Origin of the sequence: uncultured Psychrosphaera sp., from assembly GCF_947500655.1 — a bacterium.
In the GTDB taxonomy this organism is placed as follows: domain Bacteria; phylum Pseudomonadota; class Gammaproteobacteria; order Enterobacterales; family Alteromonadaceae; genus Psychrosphaera.
This window is the reverse complement of the sequence record NZ_CANMSK010000020.1, coordinates 53626-77287: the sequence shown is the minus strand read 5'-3', so window position 1 is coordinate 77287 and position 23662 is coordinate 53626. Positions and strand designations below refer to the sequence as shown.

Annotated in this window: 26 protein-coding genes and 2 tRNA genes; 14 read left to right on the top strand and 14 right to left on the bottom strand. The window is 36.5% G+C overall.

Annotated features, from left to right (window positions below; genetic code table 11):
* From Q0940_RS14880 to ruvA, 11 genes are all read right to left on the bottom strand, one after another.
* Window positions 1–76, bottom strand: a tRNA-Lys gene (locus tag Q0940_RS14880).
* Between the two features lie 16 nt (window positions 77–92).
* Window positions 93–168, bottom strand: a tRNA-Lys gene (locus Q0940_RS14875).
* Window positions 169–327: 159 nt separating this feature from the next.
* Window positions 328–1062, bottom strand: coding sequence for a tol-pal system protein YbgF (gene ybgF / locus Q0940_RS14870; RefSeq protein WP_299270188.1), 735 nt, complete (start codon window positions 1060–1062; stop codon window positions 328–330).
* A gap of 19 nt (window positions 1063–1081) precedes the next feature.
* A complete protein-coding gene (gene pal, locus Q0940_RS14865; RefSeq protein WP_299270186.1) occupies window positions 1082–1648 on the bottom strand; it encodes a peptidoglycan-associated lipoprotein Pal in 567 nt (188 codons plus the stop codon).
* 25 nt (window positions 1649–1673) lie between these two features.
* Window positions 1674–3008, bottom strand: a complete 1335-nt coding sequence (gene tolB, locus Q0940_RS14860) for a Tol-Pal system beta propeller repeat protein TolB (protein WP_299270200.1) — start codon at window positions 3006–3008, stop codon at window positions 1674–1676.
* Window positions 3009–3027: 19 nt separating this feature from the next.
* Complete coding sequence (gene tolA, locus Q0940_RS14855; RefSeq protein ID WP_299270183.1) at window positions 3028–4074, bottom strand: cell envelope integrity protein TolA; 1047 nt, start codon at window positions 4072–4074, stop codon at window positions 3028–3030.
* Window positions 4074–4499, bottom strand: coding sequence for a protein TolR (gene tolR / locus Q0940_RS14850; protein WP_299270180.1), 426 nt, complete (start codon window positions 4497–4499; stop codon window positions 4074–4076). The genes tolA and tolR overlap by 1 nt, the downstream gene beginning before the upstream one ends.
* 5 nt (window positions 4500–4504) lie before the next feature.
* A complete protein-coding gene (gene tolQ / locus Q0940_RS14845; RefSeq protein ID WP_299270177.1) occupies window positions 4505–5188 on the bottom strand; it encodes a protein TolQ in 684 nt (227 codons plus the stop codon).
* A complete protein-coding gene (ybgC, locus tag Q0940_RS14840; protein ID WP_299270174.1) occupies window positions 5178–5579 on the bottom strand; it encodes a tol-pal system-associated acyl-CoA thioesterase in 402 nt (133 codons plus the stop codon). The genes tolQ and ybgC overlap by 11 nt, the downstream gene beginning before the upstream one ends.
* A 507-nt stretch (window positions 5580–6086) precedes the next feature.
* Window positions 6087–7100 (bottom strand): Holliday junction branch migration DNA helicase RuvB, encoded by a 1014-nt coding sequence (ruvB, locus tag Q0940_RS14835; protein ID WP_299270172.1) that lies wholly within the window; start codon window positions 7098–7100, stop codon window positions 6087–6089.
* A 27-nt stretch (window positions 7101–7127) separates the two neighbouring features.
* Complete coding sequence (ruvA, locus tag Q0940_RS14830; RefSeq protein WP_299270169.1) at window positions 7128–7736, bottom strand: Holliday junction branch migration protein RuvA; 609 nt, start codon at window positions 7734–7736, stop codon at window positions 7128–7130.
* Between the two features lie 200 nt (window positions 7737–7936).
* Between ruvA and Q0940_RS14825 the strand changes: the two genes are divergently transcribed.
* Window positions 7937–8353 carry a hypothetical protein gene (locus Q0940_RS14825; RefSeq protein ID WP_299270167.1) on the top strand — a complete coding sequence of 139 codons (417 nt, stop codon included), beginning with the start codon at window positions 7937–7939 and terminating at the stop codon, window positions 8351–8353.
* Between the two features lie 31 nt (window positions 8354–8384).
* Here Q0940_RS14825 and ruvC read toward each other — a convergent pair whose 3' ends face one another.
* Window positions 8385–8909, bottom strand: a complete 525-nt coding sequence (ruvC, locus tag Q0940_RS14820) for a crossover junction endodeoxyribonuclease RuvC (RefSeq protein ID WP_299270164.1) — start codon at window positions 8907–8909, stop codon at window positions 8385–8387.
* Between the two features lie 81 nt (window positions 8910–8990).
* Window positions 8991–10754: an aspartate--tRNA ligase gene (aspS, locus tag Q0940_RS14815; RefSeq protein ID WP_299270158.1), complete on the bottom strand. Its 1764-nt coding sequence runs from the start codon at window positions 10752–10754 to the stop codon at window positions 8991–8993.
* 478 nt (window positions 10755–11232) lie between these two features.
* On the opposite strand from aspS, the gene Q0940_RS14810 reads away from it, so the two are divergent.
* The 8 genes from Q0940_RS14810 (at window position 11233) to Q0940_RS14775 (ending at window position 18363) form a co-directional block, all read left to right on the top strand.
* Window positions 11233–12171, top strand: coding sequence for a hypothetical protein (locus Q0940_RS14810; RefSeq protein ID WP_299270155.1), 939 nt, complete (start codon window positions 11233–11235; stop codon window positions 12169–12171).
* Window positions 12172–12311: 140 nt separating this feature from the next.
* The gene (cmoA, locus tag Q0940_RS14805; protein WP_299270152.1) at window positions 12312–13034 is read left to right on the top strand and encodes a carboxy-S-adenosyl-L-methionine synthase CmoA; all 723 of its coding nucleotides are present in this window, start codon (window positions 12312–12314) and stop codon (window positions 13032–13034) included.
* Window positions 13035–13071: 37 nt separating this feature from the next.
* Complete coding sequence (gene cmoB / locus Q0940_RS14800; RefSeq protein WP_299270149.1) at window positions 13072–14043, top strand: tRNA 5-methoxyuridine(34)/uridine 5-oxyacetic acid(34) synthase CmoB; 972 nt, start codon at window positions 13072–13074, stop codon at window positions 14041–14043.
* Window positions 14044–14164: 121 nt separating this feature from the next.
* Window positions 14165–14605, top strand: a complete 441-nt coding sequence (locus tag Q0940_RS14795; protein WP_299270146.1) for a hypothetical protein — start codon at window positions 14165–14167, stop codon at window positions 14603–14605.
* Window positions 14606–14790: 185 nt separating this feature from the next.
* A complete protein-coding gene (locus Q0940_RS14790; RefSeq protein ID WP_299270144.1) occupies window positions 14791–15744 on the top strand; it encodes a hypothetical protein in 954 nt (317 codons plus the stop codon).
* Between the two features lie 131 nt (window positions 15745–15875).
* Window positions 15876–16919, top strand: coding sequence for a phosphoribosylformylglycinamidine cyclo-ligase (purM, locus tag Q0940_RS14785; RefSeq protein WP_299270141.1), 1044 nt, complete (start codon window positions 15876–15878; stop codon window positions 16917–16919).
* A gap of 75 nt (window positions 16920–16994) precedes the next feature.
* Window positions 16995–17639, top strand: coding sequence for a phosphoribosylglycinamide formyltransferase (gene purN, locus Q0940_RS14780; protein ID WP_299270197.1), 645 nt, complete (start codon window positions 16995–16997; stop codon window positions 17637–17639).
* Window positions 17632–18363: a DUF3108 domain-containing protein gene (locus tag Q0940_RS14775; protein WP_299270139.1), complete on the top strand. Its 732-nt coding sequence runs from the start codon at window positions 17632–17634 to the stop codon at window positions 18361–18363. Before purN ends, Q0940_RS14775 begins: the two co-directional genes overlap by 8 nt.
* Window positions 18364–18400: 37 nt before the next feature.
* Here the strand turns inward: Q0940_RS14775 and Q0940_RS14770 are convergent, their stop codons facing one another.
* Window positions 18401–19168 carry a class II glutamine amidotransferase gene (locus Q0940_RS14770; protein WP_299270137.1) on the bottom strand — a complete coding sequence of 256 codons (768 nt, stop codon included), beginning with the start codon at window positions 19166–19168 and terminating at the stop codon, window positions 18401–18403.
* A gap of 144 nt (window positions 19169–19312) precedes the next feature.
* Between Q0940_RS14770 and Q0940_RS14765 the strand changes: the two genes are divergently transcribed.
* The 5 genes from Q0940_RS14765 (at window position 19313) to Q0940_RS14745 (ending at window position 23598) form a co-directional block, all read left to right on the top strand.
* Window positions 19313–19909, top strand: a complete 597-nt coding sequence (locus tag Q0940_RS14765) for a 5-formyltetrahydrofolate cyclo-ligase (protein ID WP_299270133.1) — start codon at window positions 19313–19315, stop codon at window positions 19907–19909.
* 95 nt (window positions 19910–20004) lie between these two features.
* A complete protein-coding gene (gene rpiA / locus Q0940_RS14760; RefSeq protein ID WP_299270131.1) occupies window positions 20005–20661 on the top strand; it encodes a ribose-5-phosphate isomerase RpiA in 657 nt (218 codons plus the stop codon).
* Window positions 20662–20930: 269 nt separating this feature from the next.
* Complete coding sequence (gene serA / locus Q0940_RS14755; protein ID WP_299270127.1) at window positions 20931–22160, top strand: phosphoglycerate dehydrogenase; 1230 nt, start codon at window positions 20931–20933, stop codon at window positions 22158–22160.
* Window positions 22161–22351: 191 nt separating this feature from the next.
* Entirely contained in the window at window positions 22352–22807 is a 456-nt protein-coding gene (locus Q0940_RS14750) for a YebG family protein (protein ID WP_299270123.1), read from the top strand.
* A gap of 80 nt (window positions 22808–22887) precedes the next feature.
* Window positions 22888–23598: a DUF445 domain-containing protein gene (locus Q0940_RS14745; protein WP_299270120.1), complete on the top strand. Its 711-nt coding sequence runs from the start codon at window positions 22888–22890 to the stop codon at window positions 23596–23598.
* The last annotated feature ends 64 nt before the right edge of the window (window positions 23599–23662 follow it).

The window sequence follows — 23662 nt, the reverse complement described above, 5'->3', positions numbered from 1 at the left end:
TGGTGGGTCATGATGGATTCGAACCATCGACCAATTGATTAAAAGTCAACTGCTCTACCAACTGAGCTAATGACCCATATCAGGACAAAGAGTGGTGGGTCATGATGGATTCGAACCATCGACCAATTGATTAAAAGTCAACTGCTCTACCAACTGAGCTAATGACCCACTCTATACACAACAATTAGAAGATGAATCTTCCCGTTGCTGCGGGCGCATATAATACTTATTTAAATTTTCTGTGCAAGCTATTTTAGTAAATATTTTAATTATCGAGGTTTTAGCATGATTTTTAAACAAACTGCTCAAAAAACACAATTATCTATTTTATAAACTAGCTAATCTAGATTTGGCTAACGAGGCTGATGTTGAATCAGGATATTCACTTATAACTTGTTCAAAAAGTGTTTTAGCTGCATTTTTGTCACCTAATTTTTGCATAACAGTTGCCTGTTTAAGCATAGAATCACTACGTTTTGTAGATTTAGGGTGATTGCGAATAACTTGATCAAAATGTGTCTTAGCATCAGCAAATAAAGATTTATTGAACAGTAATTGTCCTAACCAATAATGCGCATTAGCAATATAGACAGATTTTGGAAAACTTTTTATAAAGTTTTTAAACTCTGGAATAGCTTCATCATAACGACGGTCTTTCAGGATTAAGTTTACTGCTTGATCATAAGCTTCACTTTCACTTAATGACGCGCTGTAAGAGCTTTCTGTAGGCGTTGTAGTTGTATTGGCTACTGGAGTTTGTTTTGGGGCTTGTATATTGGTTAAGCGACGTTCAATCTCAATATATAAATCTCTTTGTCTTTCAACAATTTGATCTAATTTATGAGCTTGATTTTCTGACTCACCTTTTAACTCACTAAGTTCATCTTGCACTTCAACTAATTGTTGTTGCAAATTAACTTGAGCAGCACCACGAGCTTGCATTAAACGTTTTAATTGGTTTAATTGCTCAGCTATAGCTGCAGATGAAGAAGCATCATTGATTGGTGCAGCAGAATATGCTGCACCGCTCACTACAAGTAAAGAAATTAAATAGAATTTCATATTGTGTAGTTTTAACCTATTAATATACTAAAACAGCACGACGATTCTTAGAGAAACCTTCTTCTGTACGAGACAAGTCAACAGGTTTTTCTTCACCGTAAGAAACGGTTGTCATCTGATCTGCAGAAACACCTAAATTTTGTAGGTATTGTACAACAGCTTTAGCTCTACGCTCACCTAACGCAATGTTGTACTCTGGAGTACCACGTTCGTCAGAATGACCTTCAATCATTACTTTACCAGCTGGATTTTTAATTAAATAATCAGCATGAGCTTCTAATAACTCAACAAACTCACCATTAACTGTTGATTTATCATAATCAAAGTAAATAGTTTGTTGTTGACGTAATGCGTCATACTTTTCTTGCATCATTTCTTCAGCAGTTTTAGCAACTTCTAAAGTTTCAGCTTCTTGTACTTCAACTGTATCAGTTACTGCATCTAAACCTTCAGTTTCAGCTTGTTGTACTTCAGTATTAGTTGTTTTTGATTCACCTTCCGTTGAATCAGATGTTGCGCCACACGCTGTTAGTACTAGAGCTGGGATAGCGATTAATAAACCTTTAGTGATTGCATTTACTTTCATTGTATATAACCTTTTAGAGACAATGTTAATTTAAAAATGGCGACCAAGCAGGCGATTTAACTTGCCCTTTTGAAGCCGGTAATCTTGCTTTAAAGCGACCATCAATTGAGACCAATGCCAGTACTTGTCCACTGCCGTGCATAGTACTGTATATAATCATTGACCCGTTTGGTGCCACACTAGGACTTTCATCAAGCCTAGTTGTTGTCAGTACTTGGAAGTTTCCTGACTCTAATTCTTTCTTAGCAATATGGTATTTACCACGAGTTCTATTCACCATAACTAGATGTTTACCATCTGGCGTGATTGAACCACCAAGGTTCATATCACCATCATAAGTTAAGCGTTTTGCTCGCTTAGTTGTTAAATTTACGCTATAAAGTTGCGCTTTACCACCCCGATCTGAACTGAATACAATAGATTCTCCATTTGGAGCCCAACTTGGTTCCGTATCTATAGCTCTGTTACGAGTTAATCTAGTTAATTTTTTATTACTTAGTTCTAATAAATAAAGCTCTGGATTACCATCCTTTGATAGAACAAGTGCTAATTTTTTACCATCCGGACTCCATTGAGGTGCTCCGTTAATTCCTTTATAAGATGTGATTAGCTCTCTTTTTCCGGTATAAATATCCTGTATATAAACCTGCGAACGATTATTTTCAAAAGTAACGTACGCCAACTTTTTACCGTCAGAAGACCATGATGGAGACATTAAAGGCTCTGGCGATTTTACTAATTCTATTTCATTCGCGCCATCATAATCTGCAACAACTAACTTATATGGGTAAACATCTTCATATTCAATGGTTATATAGGCTACTTTTGTTAAAAAGGCACCACGTTCACCTGTTAATTGTTCATAAACAATATCGCTAATTCTATGACTATAATATCTAAATTGAGACGTTGCAATGATTGCTTTTCGTTCAAACATAACGTGATCTTTGGTTTCAACTAAGCGACCATTTTTTAACGTTTGTACTGTACCACCGGTAATTTGACCTCGCAAAACATCAATTAATTCAAAACTTACGGTAAATTTACCAACTTCTTTATCTTCTATAGTTCCAACAAGTATTGCCTCAACACCAGTAGAGACCCAAGATGAATACTCAACATCTTTATCTGTTTGCGGTTGCTGCGGCATGTCTTCCAATTTTATTGGGCTAAACTTTCCACTTCGCATTAAATCCGCAGCAATAATGTCTGAAAAATTAAATGGTAATTTCGCTGTTCCATTATATTTAAAAGGCACAATCGCTATTGGGCGAGCCGTATTCACACCTTCGGTGATCACGATTTCTAATTTTGCAAATGATGGTTGTGACCACATTAAACAAATAATTGATAAAAACATTAACCCGATACGATTCATATTAAAACTTTGGCTCCACTTTAAGACTAATGTCTTTTAATTCTTCATATACGTCTGACTCTTTCGATACAGGTAAAGTTTCCGCTTTCAAAACAGCACGTTCTGCTGCTTTACAAACTTTATTATCGCCTGAAATTATCGTCACACTAGTAACTAAACCGCTAAATGCAAGTTTTATATTTAAACTACACGACTGCCCTTTCATAGAATCATCAACAATTAAGTATTGTTGTATACGCCCCATAATCAAAGCTGTGTATTTTTCTTTTTCGGTCAACACATATTTTTGACGTACTCTATTACGTGCAGTTTGTTCTTGAGCTAATTGCTCCTGCATTATTTTTTCTCTGATGGCTTGCTCTTGAGCTGCTTTAAGCTCACGCTCTTTTTGCTCCTTAGCTTCTTGTTCTTTTTTGATGCGTTTCTCTTCAGCTATTTTCAACGCAGCTTGTTCCGCTTCTTTTTTCTTTTTAGCTTCTTCTGCTGCTTTTTCTTGAGCTTCTTTTTTCTTTTTAGCCTCTTCTGCTGCTTTTTCTTCGGCTTCTTTTTTCTTTTTAGCCTCTTCTGCTGCTTTTTCTTCGGCTTCTTTCTTCTTTTTAGCCTCTAAAGCATCTTTTTTAGCTTTAGCTGCTTCTTCCTCACGTTTAATACGTTCTTTTTTAGCATCATCCGCTTTTTTCTTTTCAGCTAGCGCTTTTTCTTTTTCTAGCTCAGCTTTTTTCTTTGCATCTGCAGCAGCCGTTTCACTTTCTGATTTTTGAGATTCTAAAGATTTTAAGTTATTTTTCGCTTTTTTAGCTCTATCCTCTAGATCTTTCACTCTTTTTTCTTCAGCAGCTTTAGAAGCTGCCTTTTTCTGCTTTATTTTTTCTATTTGCTTATCTAAAGATTTTTGATCAATAACAACAGCATCTATCGCAGTAATTTCTGGCTGTAGTTTCTCTTTTTCTGGTGTTGTAAAATTGAAACTTAATACAAACAAAACTGCAAAAAAGATGTGAACACCAAATGATTTAATTATATGAATAAAACCGCCATCTTTTTCCATTACTGCTTTGGCTCCGTCATTAATCCTACAGATGGTGCGCCTGCTTGTTGTAACAATGTCATCAATTCAACCACATAGTTATATTCAATTGAACGATCAGCTTTAACAATCACAGGTGTATCAGGGTCAACTTGTAGACGAGCAGCAACAACAACAGCTAAGTCTGTCACTGACATAGGCTCACCATTACCACTTCCTGTAGCAAGGAAGTATTCACCTTTTTCATTAATAGAAGCAATAATTGGAGGTTTAGAGTCTTGATCTAAAGGTTCGGCATTTGCTTGTGGTAAGTCAACCTTAACGCCTTGAGTAACCAAAGGTGCGGTAACCATAAATATGATCAAAAGCACCAACATGACATCTATATATGGCACAACGTTTATTTCTGCCACTGGTTTTCGTTTAACTCGATTAATTTGCATCATATATCTTATACCGGAGTACTTGCGGTAACTTCTCTATGTAACAGATTTGAAAACTCTTCAATAAAGTTAATATAACTTGTTTCAAGCATTTCAACTCGACGGGCAAAGCTATTGTAAGCTAATACTGATGGAATGGCTGCAAATAATCCCATTGCTGTTGCGATCAGAGCTTCTGCAATACCTGGTGCAACCATACTTAAAGTAGCTTGTTGAACTTGACCAAGAGCAAGGAAAGCGTTCATGATCCCCCAAACAGTACCAAACAGACCAATATATGGACTAATTGAGCCAACTGTCGCTAAAAAACTTAAATTACTTTCTAATTCTTCAGTCTCTTTAGATAAACGAACACGCATTGCTCTGTGTGTACCTTCCATATAAACCTGAACACCACCAACACTGTTTTTCTTTAATCTAGCGAATTCTTTAAAGCCATCTTTAAATAGAGCTTCTAATCCTTCAGTGCTTAGCTTAGCGGTTATTTCTGTATATAGATGACCTAAATCAACGCCAGACCAAAAACGTTCTTCAAAAGCTTTTGATTCCTTCTCTGCTTTTGCCAAGATGCTCCTGCGTTGAAAAATAATTGCCCAAGATGCAATAGACAAACCTAACAAGGTCAACATAACTAGTTTTACAATAAAACTAGCTTCCCAAAATAATCCAAAAAAACTTATATCAGCTTGCACTTTGTAAAACCTCTAAAATATCTTTCGGTATGGCCACAGGCCTCATTTCCGAAGAATTAATACATGCAACTTGTACTTTTGCGGTAAACACAAGTTGCTCATTTTTATTAATTATTTTCTGTAAAAACTCAACACTAACACGTTTTATACCAACTATGCTTGTCTCTACAGTTATCATGTCATTAAATCTTGCAGCGGAACAAAAGTCAATTTCCATCGACTTAACAACAAAGGCTATATTCTGCTTAAGATATCCGTCTTGTTCAATACCTAAATGCCTTAAATATTCTGTACGAGCCCTTTCACAGAAATTTAAGTAGTTAGCATGATACACAATACCGCCCGCGTCAGTATCTTCATAATACACTCTTATGGAAAATTTAAAGCTCAATATAACTCCTACTTAGTAACATTTACTGAATACTTACTCAGAAATAAGTTAATTTATTGAATAACCATTCAAAATAGTCACTTCAACAAGCACAAAAAAAACAACAGTTAATTAGTATTACTAACGCGCATAATAATTAACCTAAAAGCTAAGGTAACCTTGAATATTGACTTACAAGCCATCTCACCATGCATATAAATCAAAAAAACGGTTGAAAAACAAAACACCCCATTAGTTTTTCTTATCTGAAAAAACAATTATTCTAGTTTGAAGTAATTACTCTAGTCACTATAATGCTCGCATCTTCTGAAAGGCCTAGCCGTTCAGAATTGAAGTAACTAATTTATGTAATTGATTAACTACTTCTCCTATTCATGTTCCTTGATATATTCCTTTTTTACCCATTCTTTTGAATGGGTTTTTTTTTGCCTTTTATTATTTTTTCATTATATCAATAATATAGATAATTAACGGGGAAATTCACTCTATGTTCCGTAATACCTAAAATTATTTTTGCCTGTCAGGTAGATCATAACCTAAATGAGTATATGCTCTAGGAGACGCAATCCTTCCTCTTGGTGTGCGCTGCAAATATCCCTGTTGGATTAAATATGGTTCAATGACATCTTCAATTGTATCCCGTTCCTCACCAATAGCTGCGGCTATATTGTCGAGGCCTACAGGACCACCATCAAACTTTTCAATCATAGTTTGCAGTAGCTTTTTATCCATATAATCAAAACCTTGGCTATCAACATTTACCATTTCAAGAGCATTTTTGGCAACATCAACTGACACAACCCCATCATTTTTCACATCCGCAAAGTCTCTTACTCGCCTTAGTAGACGGTTTGCAATACGAGGAGTTCCCCTGGCGCGCATTGCAATTTCTAATGCTGAACTTTCACACATATCCATATTTAGGACGGTTGCTGAACGCATAATGATATTGGCTAGGTCTTCCACCTTATAAAACTCAAGACGCTGGACAATGCCAAACCGATCTCGTAATGGTGAGGTTAATGCGCCAGCTCTTGTGGTAGCGCCTATAAGAGTAAAAGGAGGTAGCTCTAGTTTAATGGAACGAGCCGCAGGTCCTTCGCCTATCATGATGTCGAGTTGATAATCTTCCATAGCTGGATACAAAATCTCTTCTACAACAGGACTTAGTCGATGGATTTCATCAATAAACAACACATCATTTTCATCTAGGTTTGTTAATAAAGCGGCTAAGTCACCGGCTTTTTCTAATACAGGACCTGATGTTGCTTTAATACTTACACCCAGTTCATTGGCGACAATGTTTGCTAATGTAGTCTTACCTAAACCTGGAGGACCAAAAATAAGAAGATGATCAAGCGCTTCGCCACGTTTTGTGGCGGCTTCTATAAATATAGACATTTGATCTTTAACGTGAGGTTGGCCTTGATAGTCCTCTAATAATTTAGGACGAATAGCTCGGTCTATAACCTCATCGTCCTGGACTTCTTCGGCACTTACTAACCTATCTGCATCAATCATTAAAAACCTTTACCTCAATAAAATGGATCACAACATATTCTTCAGCGCTTTACGGATCAACGTTTCACTGTCTTCACCTTCAACATAAACAGATTTTACCGCTTTGTTAGCTTGCTGGGAACTATACCCTAATGAGCTTAATGCAGAAACCGCATCTTCAAATTCTGAATGACTTGTTTTCAACAATGGTGATTCTATCGACATTTTAGGCATAAATTCAGGGGAAACATCTAACGCTTTAATCCGATCTCGCATTTCAATTAACAAACGTTCTGCGGTTTTTTTACCAACCCCCGGTAATTTCACTAACGTAGTGACATCATCGTGCTCAACACAGGTTACAAATTGTTCCGCCGTTAAGCCTGACAATATAGTCAAAGCTAACTTAGGTCCAACACCATTAGCTTTAATTAATAACCGAAATAAGCTACGTTCCTGCTTTGATGCAAAACCATATAATAATTGTGCATCTTCACGCACAACAAAATGCGTGTATATAGTTGCTTGTCCACCTTTATCAGGTAATTCATAAAAGCTAGTAAGGGGCATTTGAACTTCATAGCCAACGCCATTCACATCTATTAATACATCAGGCGCCTGTTTCTCGGCAACTTCGCCAGTTAATCTTCCAATCATGATTTTGTTCTATGGTCTAATTACAATTACTGTAAATATACACAGCTATCAACTGAGTTTAAAGTCAAAACTTAACACTAGTGAAGATTAATCGTATTAATATCAAAATAAAGAGGAACATATTTGATCCTTATTGGTTTATGAGTAGACTATAAATATGTAAAGCGTATAAATCATCATTGATGAATAGTCAGGAATTTATGCAAGAATTTTCATACAAAAATCAGTTCGGCAGTATCAAAATCAGTTTTGATAACAATATAATGACAACCAAATTAAAAGGTGCGGTTTCCATATCTCTTGTTGAATATTTAATTAAGACCGCTGAAAAACTCATTAAAGACATCACTCCGCAACCTTGGGGTTATATTAGCTCTTCGATAAAAGCCCAAGCGTTAACTCCTGATGGTTATGCATTATTAGTTAAAGCAGCCAAAGCATTTCAAAAAAATGGATGTGTAAAATCAGCTTATGTATTGAGTAGCCCTATTGCTATTGCTCAAATTGAAAAGTTAAGACGTGATATGGGAGTAACCATTCCATTAAAAGACGTTTTATTTGATGATCTTGATCAAGCTAGAGATTTCATGACTGACTTTCTTGATAGTTATAAATAAATCCTAGGATCATTTCTTACTCAAACTAAAACTATTTACGTAAACGTCCTCTTACTGTTTTACGTGCCACACCTGCCATACTGATCAAACTTTGATTAGTATTGCCATGACAAATAGCCACAGCTAATGCATCGGCAGCATCTGCTTGTGGTTTGCCATCCAGCTTTAAAATCTGTTGTACCATATGCTGAACTTGGCTTTTATCTGCCGCTCCACTGCCTACAACTGCTTGTTTTATTTGTCTGGCTGAGTATTCAAATACTGGAAGCAAGCCTTGAGTAGCGGCAACAATTGCACTGCCGCGAGCTTGGCCTAGCTTTAATGCTGAGTCTGGATTATGCGCCATAAACACTTGTTCGATAGCGAAGGTATCTGGCGTGTATTGTTTAATAATTTCAGATACGCCAGCAAAAATAGTATCTAATTTTATCGACAAGTCTCCATTAGGCGTTCTAATACAACCACTACCTATGTAATGAAACTTAGAGCCTTGCTGTTTAATGATGCCATATCCGGTAATGCGAGAGCCGGGATCTATGCCTAAAATTATTGTCATATAAACAAGTTATTAGTTGTAAGCTATAAGCTATAAGCTATAAGAAAGTTCTTACAGCTTACGACTTCTAACTTGTAACTTCTAGTCTGATTTTTTAACTACATCAATGCCAAGATCAGCTAATGCTGCAGGATTAGCAAAACCAGGAGCCGATGTTAACGGACAAGCCGCTGTTGATGTTTTAGGGAATGCCATAACATCACGAATTGACTCTGCGCCAACCATTAACATAAGCATACGGTCTAAACCAAACGCTAAACCAGCATGCGGTGGAGCACCATATTGTAATGCTTCTAATAAGAAACCAAATTTTTCTTCTGCTTCTTCATCGCTAATACCTAAGATTTTAAATACTTGCGCTTGCATATCTTGTTTGTGGATACGAACCGAACCACCACCAAGTTCACAACCGTTTAATACCATGTCATAAGCATCAGATAATGCCGTTGCAGGATTAGCGGCTAGCTCTTCTGGTGTCATATTACTTGGTGCAGTAAACGGATGATGAAGTGGTGTTAATGCCCCTCCTTCTAATTCTTCAAACATTGGGAAATCAACAACCCACAATGGAGCCCATTTATCAGCAACTAAACCGAAGTCTTCACCCAATTTAATACGTAATGCACCTAACGAGTCAGTTACAACATTATACGTATCAGAACCAAACAATAAAATATCGCCATCTTGTGCGCCCGTTCTTTCAACAATTGCTTTAGCAACATCTTCTGACAAGAACTTAAGAATTGGAGACTGTAAACCTTCAAGACCATTGTCCGCTTGATTAACTTTAATCCAAGCTAAACCTTTAGCACCAAATTTACCAGCGTACGCTGCGTAGTCGTCAATTTGTTTACGAGATAAAGAAGCACCCGTTGGCACTTTAATTACCGCAACACGACCTTTTTCATCGTTAGCCGGACCACTGAATACTTTAAAATCTACGTCTTTTAATAAGTCAGCAACGTCTGTTAATTCTAACGGGTTACGTAAATCAGGTTTGTCAGAGCCAAAACGAGTCATCGCTTCTAAATAAGTCATACTTGGGAAGTCACCCAAATCAACATCTAGCAATTCTTTAAATACCGACTTAACCATACCTTCTGTCATGCCCATAACTTCTTTGCCAGACATAAAGGTAGTCTCAATATCTATTTGAGTGAATTCAGGCTGACGGTCAGCACGTAAATCTTCATCACGGAAACATTTAACTATTTGGTAATAACGATCAAAACCAGCAACCATTAACAACTGTTTAAATAACTGAGGAGACTGAGGTAACGCAAAGAATTGACCTTTGTGAGTACGACTTGGCACTAAATAGTCACGTGCGCCTTCTGGCGTTGCTTTCGTTAGTATTGGCGTTTCAATATCCAAAAATCCGTGGCTGTCCATATAACGACGAACGGCACTTGTTACTTTTGAACGGAACTGTAAACGCTCGTTCATCACAGGACGACGTAAGTCTAAGTAACGGTATTTTAAACGTTGCTCTTCAGAGTTATCTTGATTGAAGTCTAAAGGCACAGGCGCTGACGCATTTAAAATTTCTAAATCTTTTACGTACAATTCAATTTCACCAGTTGCCATATCTTTATTAGCTTGGCTACCTGGACGAGCACGGACAATACCGGTTAATTTAATACAGAACTCATTGCGTAGTTTATTTGCAGGTTCAAAAATTGCTTTTTCATCTGGGTCGATAACGGCTTGAACAATACCTTCACGGTCACGTAAATCTATAAAGATTAAACCACCTAAATCACGGCGTTTATTAACCCAACCACACAAAGTAACTTCTTGACCTTCTAAGCTTTTATTAAGCTGACCACAATAATGAGAACGCATTTATCTACCTATGCTGTTATTAATCTGTACAAATGATGCCAATACCTAATGATCGGCACACTATAAATTGGCGGTTATTATAAAGATTTGCTCATTAAAGTCACCGCTTCTATATAAAAATGAGTAAATAAATTATTTTTTATAAAATAAAAACTGTACTTTCAGGGTCATATTAGAGCGTGTTGAACTTTGCAGCATGATTTTGCAGCTCTTTGTTAATGGATTTTGACGTAAAATAACTATGCCTGCTATCCATCGCCTAGATCCGAACGATTCTAGTTTGAACAAAATTCATACCGCAAAGTTCAACATGCTCTAGAAGCAACGAATCAGTGTGAGTGACTGAGTTATTTAACCAATGAAGACTAAGTAAGATCTATTTTTTTATGTGGTTTTACATTAAAAAAACATCAATATTTAGAATTGATGTCAACTGTAATAACAAATCAATCTTTAATTTTTTTAGGGCGGTGATAAAGTGGCGATAAACAAGAAATTCATTATAACCGGTGTGTTATCCTTGCTATCTTCGTTCTCCCCAGTTATTTTTTGTTATGATTTAGACATACGTTCCTTGCGAACAACACTCTCCAAACCAGACACAACGCACACTCTTACCTACCAAAATCAGCTAACACCTACCGAAAACAGTACGTTTATACTACAGCCAACCAATAATGAACAGATAGGTTTGTTTTTTGACGTTAACGGCATTGAAATTGGTTACTCGATTGACGCGGTAAACAATCACACTGAAACCAAAACCCAAAACATTCTTCTATCTTATCGCAAACTTAATGACTCAAAAGTAACACTAAACCTACAAAAACTTGAAGGTTTAGAATCGAGCTATATCAATCACCACACTAATGAAACAAGCCTTCGATTTTTAGAGAATTCATCCTCAACAAAATTTGAACTGTTAGGCCAACATCACTTATATACATGGGACGATAAAAATTCGTTATTTAATCATTTTTTCTTAAACCGTCCACAACTAAGTAGCAAATTTGATTGGGCATTAAGTGTCGCCGCAGGTTGGAGCATAAAGCGTCTAATATTAGAAAATGAAAACTCTATACTGTTTACTCCAGATTTCATTCAACAAACAATTCCCAATATAAACTCGCTAACATCTAACTCTTTCAGCGTAGATATCGGCCCGTTTTTATCCGTTAATCTAGCTCATAACCTACATGCTTTTGCTGAGATAAAAATGGGAGTGGGTCATATCGAAAACACCAGTGGTCATACAAAGCTAAAGATCTCGGGAAAGGAAACATCAAAGGCTTATGGTGCTGGTTTATCATGGACATCATCAAATAAACAGTGGCTAGTATTATTACGAAGTTGGCGGCAGTCAGGCAGACACATTACTACTACGTTTGGCGACCTCTCTATAATCAAGTTTTTCTAGTACAAACTGAATTGAATTTTAAAAGGGATCATCGCTAATTATCATCCATTATTAAAAATGCTAGTCGATACACATACAGTTGTTATAAAATGCCATCTCTATAGCTCCGCTACCTCTAAATATTGGGACACTAGTAAACAATGCGTGATGAAATTTACTCACAACCACATACCCAAGTGGACGACTTCACTTTTGACAATTCAGTTGTGGAAGTGTTCCCAGATATGATCCAGCGCAGCGTGCCGGGTTACGCTACCATCGTCAGTACTATCGGTAAATTATGTGAGCAGTTCCATCAAGCTAACAGTAATATTTACGACTTAGGTTGTTCATTAGGCGCAGCTACTTTGTCGATGCGAAAGTCAGTAACTAAAGAAAATTGTAAAATTATTGGTATCGACAATTCTCAAGCTATGATCGACCGCTGCCGTTTACACATAAAAGCGTATATGTCTGATGTTCCCGTATCTATTGAACTGGGTGACATTCAAACTCACCCATTAGAAAACGCATCCGTGGTGGTAATGAATTTCACAATGCAATTTATTGAACCTGAACACCGCGCTCAATTAGTTAAAAAGATTTACGACAGTTTGCGCCCAGGTGGCATTTTAATTGTGTCTGAGAAGATCCGTTGGCAAGACAGCAAAGTTAACGATGCGATTAACAACCTGCATTTAGACTTTAAACGCGCCAATGGTTACAGTGAATTAGAAATTAGCCAAAAACGCAGCGCCATTGAAAACGTAATGAAAATAGACACAGAACAAATGCATATAGAGCGTCTAGCGGCAGCTGGATTCAAACAAAATTCTATTTGGTTTCAGTGTTTTAACTTTGCTTCATTTATCGCGATAAAGTAATCCATATACATAATTTTAAAAAAAAATAAGATCAACTATGACCCATTTCTTTAATAATTTTTACAGTGCAATTGCCAATAATAACCTAGCTCATTGGCTGGATGTGTTACCAAATCAGTTAAACTCTTGGTATCGCGACTCTTTGCACGGTGAATTTAAAGACTGGGTAAAGAACATAGAATTATTGCCGAAAGTTGAACCAACAGACATAAATATACAAACTTCAGTTTCTATTGGCAGCATGGACACTATGAGTGCAGGGCTACAGAAAAAAACCACGCATCATTTAATGCAAATGAAACCGTGGCGCAAAGGCCCATATCATTTACACGGGATTCATGTAGACACAGAATGGCGTTCAGATTTTAAATGGGATCGTTTACTACCGCATATCTCAGACTTATCGAATAGATACGTTTTAGATGTTGGTTGCGGCAGCGGTTATCACTTATGGCGTATGCAAGGTGCCGGCGCAAAATTTGTGGTTGGCATTGACCCAACACAACTATTCTTAGCACAATTTTGGGCGGTGCAGCATTTTATGCAAAACCCAAATGTAAACTTACTGCCTTTAGGCATTGATGATTTACCAGAACTAAAAACTTTCGACACTGTTTTTTCTATGGGCGTGTTGTATCACCGTAAATCGCCAATGGATTTTTTACAGCAATTGAAAAAACAATTAGCACCGGGCGGCGAATTAGTATTAGAAACACTTATTATTGAAGGTGATGAAAACACCGTTTTAGTGCCACAAGATAGATACGCAAAAATGCGTAACATTTGGTTTATTCCAAGTGCTAAAGCGCTAACTAAATGGTTAGAGAAAGTCGGTTTTAAAAACGTACGTTTAGTGAACATTGATCAAACGACAGCTGACGAGCAACGCAAAACTGACTGGATAGATACTGAGTCATTGGAAGATTTCTTAGATCCAAACGATCCGAGCAAAACGATTGAAGGTTATCCTGCTCCCCTGCGTGCCATATTTATCGCGAATAACCAATAAATGACTGCTGAATTACCATTAAAACTATTTCAAACGAAGGCTTGACATAAAATATTTATTTCTTGATAGTAGTTAACGCGTAATTATCAAGGGATTAAAAGGGATTAAAAGGGATTATATAATGAAAATCAAAACGTTAATTTTATTTAGCTATTTTTTTGTAGCGTCAGAAATAAATGCTGACACTATTAAGAATGATATTGCATCTAGTGATGCATTAATAAACTTCAAACACCAAAAACAGCTAGCACTTGCCCTAGCACCAATAAAATCCAAATTAGCTTTAGAGCTATTAGCACAGCAAGAAAGTCCGTTGGATTTATTATCAGATAAAGCCAAACAACGTTTTGTAGACAGTGTGGTTTTTACTGATGAAGGAAGTATTGGTGGCTATTATTATGCTGACTTAGAAGCCGAGTTAACTCCGACTCAAATCCATTCTATTTTATCGTTAATTGGTGTACAACACACTGTGCCTAAATTAAAAAACTCACGCATTGAAACCCAAACAGATATGTTGTTAATGTTAACTCCAGAGCCTTTATCAACGCCCTCTTATTAACAACAAAGTCTAGGCTCTGCTATCAGTATAGGCGGCAGCGATGATCATAAAGAGTACTACTGTGCGTCTCCGAAAACATGTCGTGAAGAGGATGGAGCGATTTGCATGTCAGGCTGCTAACTAATTACTTATAAAATGCAATAACTTGTCAAAGTTATTGCATTCTAATTATGGATAGATGAAAAATGAATTATATTTTAATCATTTTAATTTCGGTAATAACTTTTACTGTTAATGCTGAAGTAAGTTGTGCTGATAAAGAATTAAGTTATTACTATGAGAAAATAGAAAAGCTTACAAGCCGAGAAGAGGATATTGATCGTCAATACAAAATCGGTAATAACAACTTCATTAAAAGAGAGCTATACGATAAATTAACTTCTCTTTATGACTCTTGTTTTAAAGGCTACATTCAAACTATCAACTTAAAAAAACTAAATAGTAAACAGCTACATAAACTATTTACAACAGTTAAAAAAGTTAACTTTTATATACCTAATAATGATTTAATTAACTCACTAAAAATAATATTACATGAAAAAGATCAAAGAGGTGAACATATTGAAAACTTATTAACCAATATTTATCGTTCACACATTAAATTAAGACAATTTCAACAAGCAAAAGATTTCGCGACGATATATCCTAATATAGAGTTTTCATATTTACCTAAAGACATAAAAACGGCCCAATTTACCAATGAAAAAACAACTTTCCACCTAATCAATAAAGATGAGTCATTTTCTCTTATACAACGAGAAGTAATGCTTAAGACTAAAAATTATATAGTCATTATTTCCTCTCCTATCTGCTCCCCTTCAAATCGTTTTTTAAGCTGGTTACATAAAGATGAAAATCAAGCAATAAAAAACGCACTTATACCAAATACACTATTCATGTCCCCACCAGCCAGTAGTATTTTCATATCTGAGTGGACTGCCGTACAGAAAAAATATAGCGATGTAAATATGCAACTTAGCCATAAAAAGTCAGACTGGCCGGACATACAAAGCTGGGCAACTCCAACTATGTACTTTTATAAAGACGGTAAATTATTCAACCAATTGGTTGGCTGGCCTGATGAAGGTCGAAAAGAAGAGCTAAAAGAAGCTATGCAAGACATTGGTTTATTAAATTAAAAAAGACAATGTGGATAATGGTTAATTGATCCAAATTGTTATAAAATGCCGCCCGTTTAGTCTATGTATCTAATTTGCCAAACAAACACAGGTAAAATTTAGGTATCACCCCCACATTTGAGGAAATAACGTTGAGCGATAATCAATCTTTAAGCTACAAAGACGCTGGTGTAGACATTGACGCAGGAAACCTGTTAGTCGAAAAAATTAAAGGTGCAGTAAAACGCACCACTCGTCCAGAAGTAATGGGCGGACTTGGCGGCTTTGGTGGATTGTGTCAAATCCCTAAAGGTTACGACGAGCCATTATTGGTAGCCGGTAATGACGGTGTTGGTACTAAATTACGTTTAGCTATTGATTTGAAAAAGCATGACACTGTTGGCATAGACTTAGTTGCCATGTGTGTAAATGACTTAATTGTTCAAGGTGCTGAGCCTCTATTCTTCTTAGACTATTACGCAACAGGTAAATTAAATGTTGATGTAGCAACTGCTGTTGTTAGTGGTATTGCCGACGGTTGTGTAATGTCAAACTGTGCTTTAATTGGCGGTGAAACTGCTGAAATGCCGGGCATGTATGAAGGTGATGATTACGACTTAGCTGGGTTCTGTGTTGGTGTAGTAGAGAAAGCTAAAGTCATCGACGGCACTAAAGTTAAATCAGGTGATCAATTAATCGCTTTAGGCTCATCAGGTCCTCACTCAAATGGTTTTTCACTTATTCGTAAAGTTATTGAAGTTTCAGGCGCTGACTTATCTGCTGAATATGAAGGTAAAGTATTAGCTGATCAGTTAATGGAACCAACTAAAATATACGTTAAACCAGTATTAGAACTGCTTAAAACTGTTGACGTACATGCTCTGTCTCATATCACTGGTGGTGGTTTCTGGGAAAATATCCCTCGTGTATTACCGGCCAATACTAAAGCAGTTTGTAATGGTGACTCTTGGCAGTGGCCTGCTGTATTCAACTGGTTACAAGAAAACGGCAACATTAAAACCCACGAAATGTACCGTACATTTAACTGTGGTGTAGGTATGGTTATTGTGGTTGATAGTGCTGATTTAGAATCAAGCATTCAAATTCTTAAAGACGCTGGTGAAAATGCTTGGCACATTGGTGAAATCCAAAAAGCGGCTGATGGTGAAGAGCAAGTCGAAATCTCTGGAGTTTAATCAGTGACTCAAGTTGTTAATACTTCCTCTGCTGATAAAGAAGGCGCTAACGCGTCTTCTGACTCTAAAGCAGCTATCGTTGTTTTAATCTCAGGTAGCGGCACCAATCTACAAGCCATTATTGACGCCTGCAAGAATAATAAAATAGATGGTCAAGTCTGTGCTGTTATTTCTAACAAAGCGGGAGTTTATGGTCTTGAGCGTGCTGAGAATGCAAATATTGCAACTCATGTACTAAGCCATAAAGATTTTGACTCTCGTGAAAATTACGATAAATCACTAATCGATATTATCGACAAGTACCAACCGAAGGTTGTTGTTCTTGCTGGTTTTATGCGTATTTTAACTGCTACTTTCGTTTCCCATTACGCTGGTAAGTTAATTAATGTTCATCCGTCTTTGCTACCTAAGTACCAAGGTTTAGATACGCATCAACGTGCTATTGACGCAAAAGATCAAGAACACGGTTGTAGCGTTCACTTTGTCACTGAAGAGTTAGATGGTGGCCCAGTTATTTTACAAGCTAAAGTGCCAGTATTTGAAGATGATGATATTGACTCATTATCGCAACGTGTTCACTATCAAGAACATCAAATTTACCCTATGGTGGTAAAATGGATGTGCGAAGATAGATTGACCATGACGCAAAAATCGAATACGTTCTCTGCATCACTTGATAATGTTTTGCTACCTGAACAAGGATATGCCAACGATGATTAATCGTCTTAGTGCTTTTATATTAACTACAACGCTTTTATTGACTTGTTCAATAGCGGAAGCCGATGAACAGAATTTTGTTATTAAACCTTTTGATGCGGTTTACGATATGTACCGCCAAGGTGACAAATTAGGTTCAGGCAAAAGAAGTTTAAAAGCATTAGGTGATAATAAATTTTCGTTATCCTTAGACAGCGATATTGAATGGCTGATATTTTCAGATAAAAGAAAAGAAGTCAGCCGTTTTGCATATACCGAAGGCAAGATAACCCCGTCATTTTATCTTTATAGACGCTCAGGAACTGGTAGGGATAAAGAACTCGATATCATGTTTAACCTAGATCGCTCTTTGATCATAAAGCCTAAAGATGAACAATCGCCTGATAAATGGGAAGATGGTTGGTTAGATGAAATGAGTTTGCATATGCAAATCCAAGCTGACTTGATCGACGGTAAAACAAAATTTGAATACTCAGTTATCACCAACTCTGGCAAATTAAAAGTCTATGAATTTGAAGTGATTGGCCAAGAGCTTATTAGCACAGGCTTAGGTAGATTTAACACTATCAAAGTAGCAAGAGTTTACCCTAAAGATAAATTTTATGCCCAGCATGCTTGGTTTATTCCGGAGCTTAATCATACATTAGCGCGTTTGTGGCGCATGAAGAAAGGTGTTGAACAGTACGACTTAGTAATTAGCTCATACCAAGAAGCACAAGCTAAATAGTCCCTATCTCTCGTTAAACTAAACACTTCCGTTTGTTTTAGTTTAGTTTAACGCCTAACTTAAACAGTACCCATTGTTTAGATTCTAGTTTCACCCAAGACTCATTATCCGTTAACGGCCTTGTTGCTATTACAGTAACTATGTCGTTATCCGTTGTTTCTTCACTAAAATTAACCGTCACATCTTTATCAATTAAACTGGCTTGGCCAAATGGTGCTTTTCTTGTGATCCAAGACAGATTATTACTGCAATAAGCCAGTACATGAACCCCGTCAGAAACCAGTGCATTAAATACACCTAACTCATCAAGTTCCTTACAAAGCTTAGCCATATATCTAAACACACCTTGCCAATTTTTAGGTTTATTTGGATACTTTTGCTTTAACTTTCCCATAATCCAACAAAATGCATACTCACTGTCAGTTTCACCAATTGGCATAAAATCCCCAAGGGATAATGATTTATAACCTGATAGTTGACCATTGTGAGCAAAGGTAATATTCCGTCCCCAAAACTCACGCACAAAAGGATGAGTATTCTCTAGTTTGATCCCACCACGATTAGCTTGTCTAATATGCGAGATAACCGAACAGCTTTTAATTGGGTACTCCATCACCAAATTGGCAATCTTTGAATTTGAGCTTGGCGCAGGATCTTTAAACGTACGACAACCTTTACCTTCGTAGAAGGTGATCCCCCAACCATCTTTATGCGGCCCTGTGGTGCCACCTCGTTGTACCAAACCGGTAAAACTGAATATGATGTCAGTCGGAACATTAGCCGACATACCAAGAAGTTCACACATTAGACTATTTTATACCTACAATAATTAACCAGTGAAATAATACCCACTGTAAAATCTTAACTAGTTAGTTTTCTTTTATAATTAATTATATAGAATAGTTTTCAATCTACCTACGTCCTATTTTACAACGCAGAAGTTTTTATAATGCAAAAGCAACAAACTCTAATGAATCGAGCTGAAATACGACAAATTATCAGACAAAAACGTAATGCGCTTTCACCACAGCAGCAAACTAATGCTGCCACGTTAATTAGTGACAAGATCATTCAATTGGTTAAACCCAATGATGTCGTTGCTTTATATTTAGCAAACGACGGTGAAATATCGCCAAACCTGACAATAAGTCAATTACAGCAAAATAAAGTAACTACCTTGCTACCTGTTATGCATTCGTTCAATAAAGGTTATTTAAACTTTCAAACATATTCAAAAAACACAAGCATGGTTAAAAATAGTTTTGCTATTTTAGAGCCTCAGTTAAATGCTCAGCAAACGTATAATTTATCAAAAATTAATTATATATTTATGCCTCTTGTTGCATTTGATATTAGCGGCAATCGCCTTGGAATGGGTGGCGGCTTTTATGACAGAACCTTATCAAAAATAGATACACTAGAGACTAAACCTAAACTAATTGGTTTAGCACACGACTGTCAGCAAGTTGATGAATTACCTAATCAGCCTTGGGATATCCCATTAGATTTTATCATCACGCCATCGAAAATGATCAGCTCTAAATAATTAGCTTAAATAGATCAGCGAAACAATTAGCATATAGCTCAACTAAGGGTATAAACTTAAAACTAAGCTAACCAATTAACTTCAATGGAAACATTATGACTCAAGATGAAATGAAAAAAGCCGTAGGTTACGCAGCATTAGAATTTGTTAAACCTGACAGTATCGTTGGTGTTGGTACAGGCTCAACCGTCGCTTATTTTATTGAAGCTCTTGGAACTATTAAACATACAATTCAAGGTGCCGTTTCTAGTTCAGATGACTCAACTAAAAAACTACAAGCGCTTGGTATTGAAGTTCTTGATTTAAACAGTGTCCCATATTTAGATGTTTATGTTGATGGCGCGGATGAAATCAACTCTGACAAAGCCATGATAAAAGGCGGTGGTGCAGCATTAACTAAAGAAAAAGTTATCGCTGCAGTAGCCAAGCAATTTGTTTGTATTGTTGATACTTCAAAACAAGTTAGATTTTTAGGTGAGTTTCCGTTGCCGGTTGAAGTTATTCCAATGGCCAGAAGTTACGTTGCCCGCGAAATTGTAAAATTAGGCGGAGATCCCGTTTATCGTGAGGGTGTAGTAACCGACAATGGTAATGTGATTTTAGATATATATGGTATGCAAATCTCGCAACCGAGAAAGCTAGAAGATCAACTTAACTCCATTGTTGGTGTAGTAACCAATGGTTTATTTGCTCACAGAACTGCAGATGTGGTAATTGTTGGCTCTAATGACGGAATTAGCGTTCTAAAATAAAGTTATCCAACTTACAGTCAAAGTTATTTATCTTATTTTGGCTGTAAGTCTTGTTATACTTACCTTTGCACCCTATTAGTGCGTATTAGCTTAGCTACAAAGTATTCCCCCGCTTAATATATTGTTAAATAATGGATTAGATATATTAATTCGATACAATAATTACCTTTATTATTTGGTCAAAATAGAGTATTAATTCTAACTCAAACCTAGATGGAACCTAACGTTCCATTAATAATGAAAGTAATTAAAGAAAGGCAAACACAACAATGAGTAAGGTGTCATTAGCAAAAGATAAAATTAAAATTCTATTTCTTGAAGGTCTTCATCAAAGTTCGGTTGATACTCTAGTCGCACAAGGCTATACCAACATTGAGTTTTTAACGACATCGTTACCTGAAGAAGAGTTAATTGAGAAGATTAAAGGTGTGCATTTCATTGGTATTCGCTCACGCTCACAATTGACTGAAAAAGTATTTGCTAACGCCAATAAACTTATTGCTGTAGGTTGTTTTTGTATAGGTACAAACCAGGTTGACCTGGATGCCGCTAAAGAAAAAGGTATTGTGGTATTTAATGCCCCTTACTCAAATACTCGTTCGGTTGCCGAATTAGTTCTTGGTGAAATATTATTACTCATTCGTGGTGTGCCAGAAAAGAGTGCAAAAGCGCATAAAGGTATTTGGAACAAGTCTGCGACTGGTTCTTTTGAAGCTCGTGGTAAAACGCTAGGTATTATTGGTTACGGTCACATTGGAACTCAGCTTGGTATTATGGCTGAAAACATGGGTATGACGGTTAAGTTTTTTGATATTGAAACTAAGTTGCCATTAGGTAATGCTTCACAAGTTGCTGATATGGAAGAATTATTAGCTATAAGTGATGTTGTCACTTTGCATGTTCCAGAGACCGACAGTACGCAAGAAATGATAGGTAAAGCTGAGTTTGCACAAATGAAACAAGGTGCCATTTTTATAAATGCATCTCGTGGTACGGTTGTCGATATTGACCAATTAGCCAAAGCACTCGAAAGCAAAAAATTATCTGGTGCCGCCATTGACGTATTTCCTGTAGAGCCAAAATCAAATAATGAAGAGTTTGTATCTCCATTACGTGGTTTTGATAACGTAATCTTAACGCCTCATGTTGGTGGCTCTACTCAAGAGGCTCAAAAGAACATAGGTATTGAAGTAGCTGGTAAACTAGCTAAATACTCAGACAATGGTTCTACGTTAAGTGCAGTGAACTTCCCTGAAGCTTCGTTACCTGAGTTTGGTGGCCGTAGTCGTTTATTACATATTCATGCCAATCAACCTGGTGTGCTGACAAAAATCAACGAAGCATTTGCTAAAAACAATATAAACATTGCTGCTCAATACTTACAAACAAATGATAAATTAGGTTATGTAGTTATTGATGTTGAAACTGATGACTCAAAATTAGCATTAAAAGAATTAAAATTAATACCTGGAACGATAAAAGCTAGGTTACTGCATTAAAAAACAGTAGTTTTTTAATTTATCACTGAAAAAAGGAAACGAAAGTTTCCTTTTTTTATGTCCAATTAAAAATAAAACCCTTTAATTTCAAACTAATAGATTGGTTAAATATAAAACTTTACACCTGACATTTTTACTGTATATTTAAACAGTCTTTTGTTTTTGACCAAGTTAGAAATTAGGAGTTAATTATGGCTGTTGAAACCAGATATGTAGTTATACGTTCAAATAGAAATAATGAGGAGCAAGAAGTTATGACGTTCACTGATAAGCGCTCGGCTGACGACTATGACAAAATGTTAGACATGGCTGATGCTATGTTTGAAGTTCTTCATAATTCCGAAATAGATTTACCAGAGCAGCAATGTGAAGAGTTAAGTATATTTTTAGCAAAACAACGTGAAGACGTATTAATTGCTTTGCAAGCGAAAAAAAAAGTAAGTCCGTCGATTAAAAAAACATCAAAAAACAAAAATGACAAACAAACAGATTTATTAGATAACACTGACAATAGTTTTGAGGATAGCCCTGAAATTTCAGAAAAATCGTTATCTGCAACATTGTTAGAAGATGTAAACGCCAAAGCAGAAACAAAAGAAGACAGTAAATTAGTCGATTTTGTTATAGAAAAGGACGATGCCGCTTGAACTCCTGAAATAATCCCTTATAAAGGTCGCAATGAATATAGTAATGTAATTGTATTGAATGCGACCTAATTAGGAATTTTATGTTTAACAAGAGTTTTATCACTAACCTTATTGCTGTAATAGCCTGTGCTCTAGGCTGGTTTTTACAAATAGACTGGTTATTAGCAATGGCATTGTTTGCTTTATCTGGTGCACTTACCAACTGGATAGCAATCCACATGTTATTTGAGAAAGTCCCAGGACTGTACGGTTCTGGGATCATTCAAATTAAATTCGAACAATTTAAAGCGGGTATTAAGACCCTGATCATGGAGCAGTTTTTTACTGTTGAGAACTTTAACAAGTTTTTATCCGAGAAAAGCGGCCAAGCTCATCACTTCAATTTAAAACCAATTATCTCCGATACCGATATGACTCCCGCGTTTGATTCTTTAGTTGCCACTATTAAGCAAAGCTCCTTTGGCAGCATGTTAGAAATGTTTGGCGGTGATGCAGCATTGGTTCCACTAAAAGAACCGTTTATCGAAAAACTAAAAAGCTCAGTAATTGAAATCACAGAGTCTGAACAATTTGCCGAAAAACTCAAAGCCAGTGTGAGTTCAGAGCAAAACATCACAGACATGATGAATAAAGTCGAATTGTTAGTTGAGCAACGTTTAGAAGAACTAACTCCCGCTATGGTGAAAGACATTATTCAACAGATGATCAAAAGTCATTTAGGTTGGTTAGTCGTGTGGGGTGGTGTATTTGGTGGTTTAATCGGGCTGTTGGCCCACGTGTTAAACTTTTAACTGTTTTGGCTACTTAGGTGACTTGTTAATAAATATAGGTTTATAAACCCTAACAATTCGCCTA